The sequence below is a fragment of the Brevundimonas sp. genome (assembly GCF_032017145.1).
Lineage (GTDB): Bacteria > Pseudomonadota > Alphaproteobacteria > Caulobacterales > Caulobacteraceae > Brevundimonas.
In genome coordinates this window covers 1-11,788 of the sequence record NZ_DALZQC010000098.1, presented here as the reverse complement: position 1 = coordinate 11,788, position 11,788 = coordinate 1, and the positions used below count along the sequence as shown (strand labels likewise).

The window sequence follows — 11,788 nt, the reverse complement described above, 5'->3', positions numbered from 1 at the left end:
CGCGGCGCTGGACGACCAGGCGCGCGCGGCGATCCCGGCCGAGGCCCTGCAGGCGGGAGCGACCCATCTGGTGATCGGGCGACCGATCACCGCCGCCGCCGATCCGCGCGCGGCGGCGCTTGCCATCGCAAACGAAATCGCCCCGATCTGAGACAGACCGGGGCGACGACGACGCTTCGTTTCTGCTGGACGATCAGCCCCGCTCGCCCGGCTCCTGGGCATAGCCGTGACGCGGGGGCGCGTGGGGCGCCGGCGCCTCTGGCGGCGGCAGGTCGCCGTAATAGCTGGGTGGGGGAGGCGGCGGCGGGGGCGCCGCGTTCACTTCCGGCGGCGCCACATAGACCTGGGCCGGGGCCACGTTGACCGGCGCCGACTGCACATAGACGGGCGACTGATCGACATAGACCGGTCCGCCGACCTCCACCTGGGCGGGGGCGACATTGACCTGGGCCGGGGCGACCTGGACCCGTTGCGGGCCGATGTTGACCGGGGCGGCCTGGGCGTAGATCGGGGCCTGATCGACATAGACGGGCGGCCCGACCTCGACCTGCGCCGGGGCCAGGTTGACCTGGGCCGGGGCCACCTGCACGCGCTGGGGCCCGATGTTGACCGGCGGCGCCTGAACATAGATGGGCGGTTGTTCGATATAGGTGGGCGGCCCCATCTCGACCTGGGGCGGCGCGATGTTCACCCGGGACGGGGCGACATAGATGCGCTGCGGCGCCACCTGAACCGGCGGGCCCTGCACATAGACCGGCGGCTGCTCGACGTAACGCTGCTCGTAGCGAACCGGCGGGCGACAGTTGCAATCGACCGGACGGCCCGGATACGGACGCCAGCCGATATAATCGCGGCCGAAGCCATAGACCGGATAGCCGACCGGGGCGCTGACGGGCGGGCGACCGACCAGCACCGGGGCCGAGGTCACATAGCCGTAATAGCCGTCCGAATAACCGCCACCCCCCACATAGGTCGTTCCCCCGCCGACATAGCCGCGCTGGAAGCTGGACGAACTGGAATAGGACCGGGCGTTGATGGCCGAATAGGCGGTCGCGCCGGCATAGGACGCGGCGTTGGCGTAGGCGTTGGAATAGGCGTTCGCCCCGCCGTTCACGTTCACATTGACGTTGTGATTGGCGTTGTAGTTGCCGCCGCCGTAATGGCCGACGCCACATCCGCCGCCGCAGCCGCCCGGCATCCCGCCATGGCCGCCTCCATAACCGCCGCCGTGGCCGCCGGGACCTCCGGCGAGAGCGGGCGCTGCGGAGAGCAGCAGAGCCGCCGACGCGGCGGTGATCATCGACTGTATCGTCACGGGACAAGCTCCTCTGAGTTGTCCCCATTCTGGCAAAACCGGCGCCTGTTTCTTAAGTGAAGGTTAACGCGGCCCTGATCCTCACGATCGCCCGTCAGAAGTCCACGGCGATGCCCTTCTTCTCCCAATCGCCGAACCGGGTCGGCTCCGGCCCCCTGGGTCCGCCATGCTCGGGATCGGCCTGGACGCCCGCCGCGTGGGCCGTCTCCTGCTGCGCGCGGCGATCCGCCGCCTCCTGCAAGGCGCGACGGGCGGCCTCGCTCAATGGCCGCTCGGGCGTGGCGTGGGGCACGTCGGCGTTGAAGACGGGGCCTGTCGGCGGCGTCTGGTCGTCGCCGTCCGGCGCGGGGGTGGGATGTTCGGTCACAGGGCGGCTCCCTTGAGGCTTGGTGCGCCTTTCCTCAAATAGACGATCGAACCCGTGACGCCAGACGCTGCGGCCGGATCGGGCCTGGAACCGCGATGAACCATCTGAAGACCTTCGTCCTGCTCGCCGCGATGACCGCCCTGTTCATGGGTCTGGGCTATCTGATCGGCGGCCCGACCGGCATGGCCGTCGCCCTGCTGTTCGCGGGCGGGATGAATCTGTTCAGCTACTGGAACGCCGACAAGATCGTGCTGAAGATGTACAAGGCCCAGCCGGTCGACGAGCAGCACCCCAATGCGGTCGTCCGCAACTATGTCGCCGATGTGCGCCAGATGGCTCGAGACGCGGGAATGCCCCAGCCCCAGGTCGCCATCATCCCCAGCGACCAGCCCAACGCCTTCGCCACCGGCCGCAATCCTGAAAACGCCGCCGTCTGCGCCACCACCGGCCTTCTGGATATGCTGACCCGCGAGGAGGTTCGCGGCGTGATGGCCCACGAACTGGCCCATGTGAAGAACCGCGACACCCTGACCATGACGGTGACGGCGACCATCGCTGGCGCCATCGCGGCCCTGGCCAACTTCGCCCTGTTCTTCGGGGGCAACGACCGCGAGCGGCCGGGCGGGATCATCGGCGCACTGGCCCTGATGCTGCTGGCGCCCATGGCGGCGGGCCTGGTCCAGATGGCCATCAGCCGCAGCCGTGAATATGAAGCCGACCGCGTCGGCGCCGAGATCGCCGGCGACCCTCAGGCCCTGGCCAGCGCGCTGCAGAAGATCGAGGCCTATGCCAAGCGCATCCACAATCCGACGGCCGAGCGCAATCCGGCCTCGGGCCAGCTGTTCATCATCAATCCGCTGGCAGGTCGCGGGGCGGACAATCTGTTCTCGACCCACCCGGCGACCGGCAACCGCGTCCGCGCCCTGATGGAGTTGGGCGCCAAGATGGGAATGCAGCCGCGCGCGACCCAACCCGCGCCGGAACCGACCCAGCCCCGCCCCGCCGCCGGTTTCACCGCCAGCACGACCGGCGTGCCGACCGGGCCGCCGCCGTCCAAAGGCCCGTGGGGCTGAGGCCGCACGCTCCGGGCGCACACTGAAGATCGTCATTCCGGAGCGTCCGAAGGACGAACCCGGAACCCAGGGGGCTGGCGCTGTTCCTGAAATGCGTCCGACAGAACGACTGCGGCCCTGGCTTCCGGGTTCTTCGCTGCGCTCAGCCCCGGAATGACGCCATTGGAAGGAACGCAGACCGCAATGGATGCCGCCCGACCGGAGCGGTTCGTCACACCCTGTCGGATTTGCGTAAACCGGCGTCATCGCGTCTGATGGCGCCCATCTGAATCATGGGGCTGTTTTTGAATGTCGCGTCTGCTCGCCTTTGTCTCCGCCGCCGCTCTTCTGGCCACGCCCGTCATGGCCCAGTCCGTTGACCGGGTGGCCATCAACGGCATCATCGACCAGGGGCTGAACCATAGTCAGGTAATGCAGACCGCCGCCTATCTGACCGACCGGATCGGCGGGCGGATGACCAACTCGCCCCAGATGCGCGAGGCCGAACAGTGGGCGCAGGCGCAGTTCCGCAGCTATGGCCTGTCCAACGTTCGGGCAGAGGGTTTCGAGTTCGGACGCGGCTGGTCCATCGTCCGCTCCAGCGCCCGGATGACGGCGCCCCGCCCGCTGGATCTGCGCGCAGTTCCCGTGGCCTGGACCCCATCGACCAACGGAACCATCAGCGCGGGCGTGATCGTCGCCCCACTGTCCAAGGTCGAGGACTTCGACAAATGGCGCGGCAAGCTGTCGGGCAAGATCGTCATGGTGTCCCTGCCCGGCACAGGGTCGGAACCGACTGAACCCGCCTTCCGCCGCCTCAGCGCCGCCGACCTCGCCGACCGCAACACCTACGTCCAGCCCCAGTATTCGCCCGAGGCCATCCGCAAGTCGCTGGAGACCGCCGACTTCGCCTCGAAACTGGACGCCTTCCTGGTCGAACAGGGCGCCCTGGCCTGGGTCCGCATCTCCCAGCGTGACGGCGGCCTGCTGCACGGCACGGGCTACACCTATCAGGTCGGCGCCACGCCCAGGCTGGCGGGGATGGAGCTGGCGGCCGAGGATTATCGCCGTCTGGCCCGCCTGGCCCTGACCGACACGCCTCCGACGCTGGAGCTGAACAGCGAGGTCCGTTTCCATGACGAGGACGTCAACGCCTACAACATCCTGGCCGACATCCCCGGCACGGCGCGCGGCACGGAATACGTCATGGCGGGCGCCCATCTGGACAGCTGGGTCGCCTCGGACGGCGCGGTGGACAATGCGGCGGGCAGCGCCGTGGTCATGGAGGCCGCGCGCATCCTGAAGACCCTGGGCGTCCAGCCCAAGCGCACCATCCGTTTCGCCCTGTGGAACGGCGAGGAGCAGGGCATTCTCGGCTCGCTGGCCTATGTCGATCAGCATCTGGCGACGCGCGCGCCGTCGAACGATCCCGCCCTGGCCCATCTGCCGAACAACCGCACCTGGCGCAGCCGCTGGCCGGTCCAGCCCCGCGCGGGCTATCGGGATCTGGTCGCCTATTTCAATCTGGACAACGGCTCGGGCAAGATCCGGGGCATCAACGCCGAGGGCAATGTCGCCGCCGCCCCGATCTTCCAGGAATGGCTGGCCCCCTTCGCCAGCATGGGCGCCACAACCGTATCCCTGCGTCCGTCCGGCGGCACCGACCACGTCTATATGCAGACGGTCGGCATTCCCGGATATCAGTTCATCCAGGACCCGCTCGACTATTCCAGCCGCCTGCACCACACCAGCATCGACAGCTATGACCACCTGAAGGCCGAAGACCTGCGTCAGGCGGCCATCATCCTGGCCAGCTTTCTGCTGAACGCCGCCAACCGCGACGCCCCCCTGCCGCGCATGCCGCTGCCGACGGAGCCGACCCCGACCGACCCGTTCGAATACCGGGCGGACTGAGGCGCGGTCGCCCTGCACGTCATTCCGGGGCGCCCATCAGGCGAACCCGGACCCAGGGGTGTGGCGTCTACTTTCGACGCCGCTAAAAGCGAGCGGGCGGTCCTGGGTTCCGGGTTCCTCGCTTCGCTCGGCCCCGGAATGACGACTTGGTCTTTCAGGCGCGTTCGACGCACATCGCCACGCCCATGCCGCCGCCGATGCACAGGGTCGCCAGACCCTTCCTGGCGCCCGAACGCTTCATCTCGAACAGCAGGGTGGTCAGGATGCGCGCGCCCGATGCGCCGATGGGGTGGCCGATGGCGATGGCGCCGCCGTTGACGTTGACCTTGGCCGGGTCGAGGCCCAGTTCCTTGACCACGCACAGGCTCTGGGCGGCGAAGGCTTCATTGGATTCCACCAGATCCAGATCGGCGACGCTCCAGCCCGCCTTCTCCAGCGCCTTCTTCGAGGCCGGGATCGGACCCGTGCCCATGATCGACGGATCGACGCCCGCCGTGGCGTAGGAGGCGATGCGGGCCAGCGGCTCCAGACCGCGCGCCTTGGCCTCATCGGCGCTCATCAGCACCAGGGCAGCGGCGCCGTCGTTCAGGCCCGAGGCGTTGGCGGCGGTGACGCTGCCGTCCTTGGTGAAGGCGGGACGCAGCTTCTGCATGGCCTCGATGGTCGCGCCGTGACGGATGTATTCGTCCTGATCGACGGTCACGTTGGCCTTCTTGCCAGGGATGACGACGGGAACGATCTCGTCGGCGAACTTGCCGGCGGTCTGGGCGGCCTCGGCCTTGTGCTGGCTGGCCAGGGCGAACTCATCCTGGGCTTCGCGGCTGATCGACCATTTCTCGGCGATGTTCTCGGCGGTCTGGCCCATGTGATAGCCGTTGAAGGCGTCCCACAGCCCGTCCTTGATCATGGTGTCGACGAAGGCGACGTCGCCCATCTTGTGACCAGCGCGAAGCTGCTGGGCGTGCGGCGCCTGGCTCATGCTTTCCTGACCGCCGGCGACGACGATCCGGGCGTCGCCCAGCGCGATCTGCTGGGCGGCGATGGCGACGGCGCGCAAGCCCGAGCCGCAGATCTGGTTCAGGCTCCAGGCGGCGGCTTCCTTTCGAACGCCGGCGCCCACGGCGGCCTGACGTGCGGGGCCTTGGCCCGCGGCGGCCTGCAGCACATGGCCCAGGATCACCTCGTCCACCTCCTCGCCCGAGACGCCGGCCCGCTCCAGCGCCGCCTTGATGGCGATCTCGCCCAGCTTGGACGCCGGCAGGGCGGCCAGACCGCCCATGAACGAACCGACCGGCGTGCGTGCGGCGGAGACGATGACGACCTCGGTCATGGGATTTCACTCTCTGCGGAATAAGGATGCGTGGCCGTTTTGCCGCATCGCGGCGGCTTCGTCACCTGCGACGACGCGACCGCCGCCGGATTCAGCGCTTCGTCACCCTGTCGGCATATTGTGGCGGAACGATAGGCGCGATCTGGGATTGGATTGGCCATGCTGCGCACGATCAAACGTCTTGTCACCCACGTCTGCACGCCGGACGAGCTGGACATGATCGACCATTATCCGACCCGGGCGGAAAAGCTGGCGGACCTGTGGGTCCATGTCGTTGGATTGATGCTGGCGGCGGTCGGCGGGATCATCCTGGCGGGCCTGGCGGGGGTCTACACCGGCATCGGCGGCGTCTTGGCCACCGCCATCTATGCGCTGTGTTTGGTGGGGATGCTGACGGCCTCCACCATCTACAACTGGACCAACCCCTGCGCGGCGCGGCCGGTTCTGCGGCGGCTGGACGAGGCGGCCATCTTCCTGATGATCGCCGGCAGCTATACCCCCTTCACCACCCAGCGGTTCGAGGGGTTGTGGGCCGTGGGCTTCACCACCCTGATCTGGACTCTGGCCTTCATGGGCGCGGGCGTGAAGCTGTTCGCGCCACGCATCTCGGACCGGTTCTGGAGCGGGGTCTATGTCGTGTTCGGCTGGCTGGCGGTCGCCGCCCTGAAGCCGATGGTCGAAACGGTTCACCCGATCGCCCTGGCCCTGCTGGTGATCGGCGGGCTGATCTACACCGCCGGGGTCTTCGTCTTCATCAGCCCCAAGGTCCGCTTCCGCCGCGCCATCTGGCATGGGTTCGTCGTGACCGGCGCCACCGTGCATTGGGCGGCCGTCCTGGTCGGCGTCGTTCTGGCCCCCGCCCTGACGCACTGACAAAACGCTCCGCATCCGGCGCATCGCCGCCCCCCTCTGGCGCTTGGGCGCGCAAGAGGGGATAGTGATGCGTTGCAACATCGCGAGAACAAGCGTGGCTGACGAAAAAACCAAGGGCGGAAACAAGGATGCGGCCGAGACGGTCGTCATCAAGAAGTATGCGAACCGACGCCTCTACAACACGCGAACCAGCGCCTATGTCACGCTGGAGGACCTGGCGACCATGGTGCGCGAGGGGGTCGAATTCGTCGTCTATGACGCCAAGACCAACGACGACCTGACGCGCCAGATCCTGACCCAGATCATCTTCGAGGAGGAAAGCCGGGGCGAGGCCCTGCTGCCGGTGCAGTTCCTGCGCCAGCTGATCGGCTTCTACGGGGGCCAGATGCAGGGGGTTCTACCGTCCTATCTGGAGATGTCGCTGGCCAATTTCGGCAAGCAGCAGGAGCAGTTCGCCAGCCAGATGAGCCGCGCCTTCGGCACCGGAACGGGCACCAGCCTGATGGAGGACGCCGCGCGCGCCAACATCGCCATGTTCGAACGCGCCATGCAGATGTTCCCCGGTTTCGGCTACGCCCGCGCCGAACCGACCGCCGAGGCGCGCCCCCAACAGACCGCCGCCCAGGAGCCGGCTGCGAACGCGCCCGACGCCCTGGACGAAATGCGCCGCCAGATGGACGAGATGCGCCGCCAGATCGACACCCTGGCCGGCGCCAAGCCCAAATGACGGACCGTATCGGCGCTGTCGGCGGGCCCGAGCGTATCGAGCGGCGCGAAGGCGACCGCCGCGAGCGCGAGCGGCGCGCCAAGCCGCCCTCGCGCGATCTGGTGGCTCTGGATGCGCCCGAGCCGAAGACCAGGACGCAGGACCGCCCGGCAAGTGCTGCCGTGCAACCCGCCGCCGAACCCGGCGCGGCCGCCTTCGTCGCCCAGCAGATGGGCCAGAGCGGTCAGAAGCGCGGCCTGCGCGGCGGCCCGCCCGTGCTGGACGCGGCCCGCACCGCCTATCTCGGAACTGAATATTCCGGCGCGGCCGAGCGTCGCCCGACCACGGGCAGGACGACCAAGACCGACATCTGACCGGGCGGCACGGGGTTTGCTGGAGGCGCCCTCAGACGCCTCATCCCGGACCCGATCATGCCCGCCGCCTTCAGCCTCGCCGCCAAATTCTTCGACGTCGCCGTCGTGGCCCTGATCTTCTCGGCCTTCTCTTAAGGCCGAGACGCCTTCGGCCGTCCTGAGGCGGCCTGCACTCGCATGCCGAAGCGGTCACGCCCCGCCGAAGTCGAAATCCTTGCGCGAGGCGATGATGGTGACGATGAAGCCGGCCAGCACGTCCAGCAGGATCATCGTCACGATCAGGAAGAAGGTCGAGGTGGCGAAGCCCGGCAGCAGCAGGAACTCGATCAACACGCCGATGAACAGGATCATCGACAGGGCGTGATTGATGATGGCGACCCGCTGGCTTGACGTCGACTTCAGCAGTTCGAAAAACAGCAGGATCAGCCCCAGGAACAGGATCAGATCGCCCGAACCGACGGTCCATTGGGCGCCGGATGTCATGGTGACGGCGAACAGCGGATCGCGCAGCAACACGTCCGCCTGCGCCACGCCCGCGTCGCCCGATCCGCCGAACAGCACCACGATATTGTAGAGCACCACCGGGATCAGCAGCAGCGGAATGGCGATCAGCATGGTCGGTCCTCTACGCGCCCCGCGCCGGGTTCTTCGCGTCCATTCATCATGAATAGCTTCGTTTGCGACACGCCGCCACAGGGCCGCCGCGAGCCCCTGGTCCCGATCAGGATCGGGGGAAGCCGCTCGCCCGGCTGAGCGCCGACGGCGCCGGCCGGCCGATGGCCTGGCCGATCCACCGCGCCGTCTCGATCAGGGCGTCCAGATCATAGCCGGTCTCGAACCCGCCGCGCTCAAGCATATAGACCAGGTCTTCGGTGGCGATATTGCCTGTGGCGCCGGGTGCGAAGGGACAGCCGCCGATGCCACCGACCGAGGCGTCCAGCACGTCGATCCCTGCCTTAACCCCCGCATAGGCGTTGGCCAGGCCCGTATTGCGGGTGTCGTGGAAATGCAGGCGCAGGGTCGCGCCTGGGGCTGCGGCCCTGCCCGCCTCGACCTTTCTCGTCACCGCCCAGGGATCGCCGGCGCCGATGGTGTCGGCCAGACCGATCTCCCGGACGCCCATCGCCGCGATGGCCCCGACCATGTCCGCGACCTGATCGACCGAAACCTCGCCGTCGAACGGGCAGCCCCAGACGCACGAGATCATGGCCGACAGCGACGGCGCGCCTTCGGACGCCTCGGCGTTGTGCCGCCGCGCCACGATGTCGCCCAGCATGGCCAGCTGGTCCTTCACCGCCAGACCCTGGTTCTTCAGGCCGAAGCCGTCCGTCGCCGCGACCGAGACATTGACCTCGTCCACCCCGGTCGCCAGCGCCCGGTCATAGCCCTTGCCGTTCAGGACCAGGCCGATCCGGCTGCGGCCCGGCTGACGCGGCAGGGCGGCCATGACCTCCTCGGCGCCGACCATCTGCGGCACATATTTGGGATGGACGAAGGAGACGGCCTCGATCCGTTTCGCGCCCGCCGCCTCCAGCCGCCGCACCAGATCGGCGCGGACAGCGGGCTCGAGAACCGCCTTTTCGTTCTGCAACCCGTCGCGCGGGCCGACTTCGACGATCTGGATGAAGTGACCCATTACTCGGTTCCCCCGGCGGCGTTCCCGTTTCTGGGCGGCGGCGCATAAACGGTCAAACTGACCTCGTCCCCGGCGGAATAGTTGTAGCCGTTGACCACCCCGATCGCCCGGCCCGACACGCCCAGGCGCGCGGCGGCGGCGCGGAAGGCGTCGGCGTCGCGGCCTTCGACGATGGCGGGCCTCCCCTCGGCCAGGGCCTCCGCCGCCCCTTGCCCGTCCGTCAGTTCGGTGTCGCGCCCGGTCAGGAAGACGAAGCTGGGCTCATGGAAGCCGGTGATGGCCACAGGCCCTGGCGTGCGACCCTGACGCGGATGCAGGTCGGCGGCCTCCAGCGTCCGCTCCAACTGAGGCGCTATGGCCAAGGGGCGCAGCTGCCGGATCGTGCCCACCAGCGCCGCATGCGCCACGATCCCGAAGGCCAGAGAGGCGATCAGGGCCGCGACCGGCGCCCGGTTCAGAAGCAGGAAGGCCCCCATGGCACCGGCCGCCAGGGCCATGACCACCGTCAGCGCCGCCCAGGTCTGGGCTGTCGAGGTGCCATAGACCGTCAGCCCATAGACCGTGACGCCGATGACCAGGATCGCCGCGAAAACGGCGAGGATTGCGCCGGTGATGCGCGACACCTTGCCGATGGGCCGGGCCAGGGCGGCGGCGGCCAGAAGCGCCAGACCGCCGAAGGTCGGCAGGGTGTAGTGCCACAGCTTGGTCGGCGCCAGTTCGAACATCAACCAGCCCGGCAGCACCCAACAGACCAGGAACCGGATCGCCGGTTCGGCCCGACGGCTCCATCCCGTCGAGACGGCGGCGGGCAACAGAAGGGTGGAGGGGAAGAACAGCAGGGGCGCCAGCAACAGATACATGCCGGGGAAGCCCGAATGGCTCTCATGCGCGCCGGCGATCTTGGGCGCCAGGTCGCCGCCGATGGCCTCTCGCCAGAAGCCGCCGTCGGTGGCGATGGTGATGGCGATGGCCCACGGCCCGACCATCAGGGCGACCAGCGGCAGCCCCCAGCCCCAGCCGAGACGATAGAGCCATTTGACGTTCCGGTCCCAGATCGACACGGCGATGACGGCCAGGGCGATGACCAGGAAACCGATCGGCCCCTTGATCAGGATCGACAGGCCCAGTCCCGCCCAGAACAGGAATTTATGCAGCCGTTCGGGCCGCTCGCCCGCCCGCGTCGCCATATAGATGCGCGCCAGGGCCGCCATGGCCAGCGTCGTGGCCCCGCACAGCATGGCGTCGGTCTTGGCGATGCCTGCCTCGGTGGACAACAGGAAGGTCGCCCCCATGATCGCCCCCCCGAAGAAGCCGACGCGGCTTCCCAGCATGGCCGACCCGGCCCAGGCCACGGCCCAGGCCGCCAGCATGGCCCCAAGCAGGGACGGAATCCGATAGGGCGCGATCTGACGATCCTCGACGTCCGAGGTCAGGGCGACGGCCGCCGCCTGCAGCCAGTAGATGCCGACCGGCTTCTTCCAGCGCGGCTCGTCCTGGAAGCGGATGTCGACATAGTCGCCGCTCTCGACCATCTGGGCCGTGGCCTGGGCGAAGCGGCTCTCGTCGCGGTCCAGCGGCGGCATCAGCAACAGGCCCGGCAGGCCGGCGATCAGCGTCAGCAGGGCGGCGAACAGCGGCCCCCTCCAACCGGCGATAAGGTGATCCAGGTTCGGGCGGTTCATCCGAGCGTCGTATCACGCCCACGACGCTCGCCGGAAGCGCTCCCTCGCAGGATCACCGCCATCTGGCATCCAAACAGGGCAGAGCCGGCTCTGCCGCGCGGCCGCGCTCGCGCCATGAGACGCAAGGTCGCACCGTCCGTTTCACTCGCGCCCGCGGATGCGCTAAGGAGCCACGAATGATCGACCGCGCCGCCTCCGCCCCCGACATCTCCGTCGTCGTGCCCGTCCATGACGAGGCCGGCGCCGCCGTGCCCCTGGCGCGCGAGATCGCCGCCGCCTTCGCGGGCCGGTCCTATGAGATGATCTTCGTGGACGACGCCTCCAAGGACGCGACCCTGGCCGAACTGAAGGCGGCCATGGCCGAACTGCCCGCCCTGCGCGTCCTGTCGCACGGAACCAATGCGGGCCAGAGCCGCGCGGTGCGCACCGGCGTCCTGGCGGCGCGGGGACCCGTCGTGGTGACCATGGACGGCGACGGCCAGAACCCGCCCGCCGACGCCCCGCGCCTGGTCGACGCCCTGATCGCGGCGCCCGCCGAC

13 protein-coding genes are annotated in these 11,788 nt (G+C 68.6%); 7 read left to right on the top strand and 6 right to left on the bottom strand.

Annotated features, from left to right (window positions below; translation table 11 throughout):
• The coding region (locus RTU05_RS14170; protein ID WP_409411632.1) for an orotidine 5'-phosphate decarboxylase / HUMPS family protein at positions 1 to 151 on the top strand (151 nt) is incomplete at its 5' end.
• Positions 152 to 193: 42 nt separating this feature from the next.
• Here RTU05_RS14170 and RTU05_RS14165 read toward each other — a convergent pair.
• Both RTU05_RS14165 and RTU05_RS14160 read right to left on the bottom strand, forming a co-directional pair.
• Positions 194 to 1,315 carry a hypothetical protein gene (locus RTU05_RS14165; protein ID WP_312599001.1) on the bottom strand — a complete coding sequence of 374 codons (1,122 nt, stop codon included), beginning with the start codon at positions 1,313 to 1,315 and terminating at the stop codon, positions 194 to 196.
• A 94-nt stretch (positions 1,316 to 1,409) separates the two neighbouring features.
• A complete protein-coding gene (locus RTU05_RS14160; RefSeq protein WP_312599000.1) occupies positions 1,410 to 1,682 on the bottom strand; it encodes a DUF1674 domain-containing protein in 273 nt (90 codons plus the stop codon).
• A 95-nt stretch (positions 1,683 to 1,777) separates the two neighbouring features.
• On the opposite strand from RTU05_RS14160, the gene htpX reads away from it, so the two are divergent.
• Together htpX and RTU05_RS14150 are read left to right on the top strand one after the other, a co-directional pair.
• Positions 1,778 to 2,755, top strand: a complete 978-nt coding sequence (gene htpX, locus RTU05_RS14155) for a zinc metalloprotease HtpX (protein ID WP_312598999.1) — start codon at positions 1,778 to 1,780, stop codon at positions 2,753 to 2,755.
• A gap of 288 nt (positions 2,756 to 3,043) precedes the next feature.
• Positions 3,044 to 4,648, top strand: coding sequence for a M20/M25/M40 family metallo-hydrolase (locus RTU05_RS14150; RefSeq protein WP_312598998.1), 1,605 nt, complete (start codon positions 3,044 to 3,046; stop codon positions 4,646 to 4,648).
• A 154-nt stretch (positions 4,649 to 4,802) separates the two neighbouring features.
• On the opposite strand, the gene RTU05_RS14145 is transcribed toward RTU05_RS14150, so the two are convergent.
• On the bottom strand, positions 4,803 to 5,978 hold the full coding sequence (locus RTU05_RS14145) for an acetyl-CoA C-acetyltransferase (RefSeq protein ID WP_312598997.1): 1,176 nt from the start codon (positions 5,976 to 5,978) through the stop codon (positions 4,803 to 4,805).
• A 159-nt stretch (positions 5,979 to 6,137) separates the two neighbouring features.
• Between RTU05_RS14145 and trhA the strand changes: the two genes are divergently transcribed.
• The 3 genes from trhA to RTU05_RS14130 all read left to right on the top strand — a co-directional run bounded on the left by trhA (position 6,138) and on the right by RTU05_RS14130 (position 7,931).
• On the top strand, positions 6,138 to 6,851 hold the full coding sequence (trhA, locus tag RTU05_RS14140) for a PAQR family membrane homeostasis protein TrhA (protein ID WP_312598996.1): 714 nt from the start codon (positions 6,138 to 6,140) through the stop codon (positions 6,849 to 6,851).
• A gap of 94 nt (positions 6,852 to 6,945) precedes the next feature.
• Positions 6,946 to 7,578 (top strand): polyhydroxyalkanoate synthesis repressor PhaR, encoded by a 633-nt coding sequence (gene phaR / locus RTU05_RS14135; RefSeq protein ID WP_312598995.1) that lies wholly within the window; start codon positions 6,946 to 6,948, stop codon positions 7,576 to 7,578.
• Entirely contained in the window at positions 7,575 to 7,931 is a 357-nt protein-coding gene (locus RTU05_RS14130; RefSeq protein WP_312598994.1) for a hypothetical protein, read from the top strand. The genes phaR and RTU05_RS14130 overlap by 4 nt, the downstream gene beginning before the upstream one ends.
• 189 nt (positions 7,932 to 8,120) lie before the next feature.
• Here the strand turns inward: RTU05_RS14130 and RTU05_RS14125 are convergent, their stop codons facing one another.
• The 3 genes from RTU05_RS14125 to RTU05_RS14115 form a co-directional block, all read right to left on the bottom strand.
• Complete coding sequence (locus tag RTU05_RS14125) at positions 8,121 to 8,546, bottom strand: hypothetical protein (RefSeq protein ID WP_312598993.1); 426 nt, start codon at positions 8,544 to 8,546, stop codon at positions 8,121 to 8,123.
• A 106-nt stretch (positions 8,547 to 8,652) separates the two neighbouring features.
• A complete protein-coding gene (locus tag RTU05_RS14120; RefSeq protein WP_312598992.1) occupies positions 8,653 to 9,567 on the bottom strand; it encodes a hydroxymethylglutaryl-CoA lyase in 915 nt (304 codons plus the stop codon).
• Entirely contained in the window at positions 9,567 to 11,249 is a 1,683-nt protein-coding gene (locus RTU05_RS14115; RefSeq protein ID WP_312598991.1) for a glycosyltransferase family 39 protein, read from the bottom strand. Before RTU05_RS14115 ends, RTU05_RS14120 begins: the two co-directional genes overlap by 1 nt.
• 176 nt (positions 11,250 to 11,425) lie before the next feature.
• Between RTU05_RS14115 and RTU05_RS14110 the strand changes: the two genes are divergently transcribed.
• On the top strand, positions 11,426 to 11,788 hold a 363-nt coding region (locus RTU05_RS14110), incomplete at its 3' end, for a glycosyltransferase family 2 protein (RefSeq protein ID WP_312598990.1).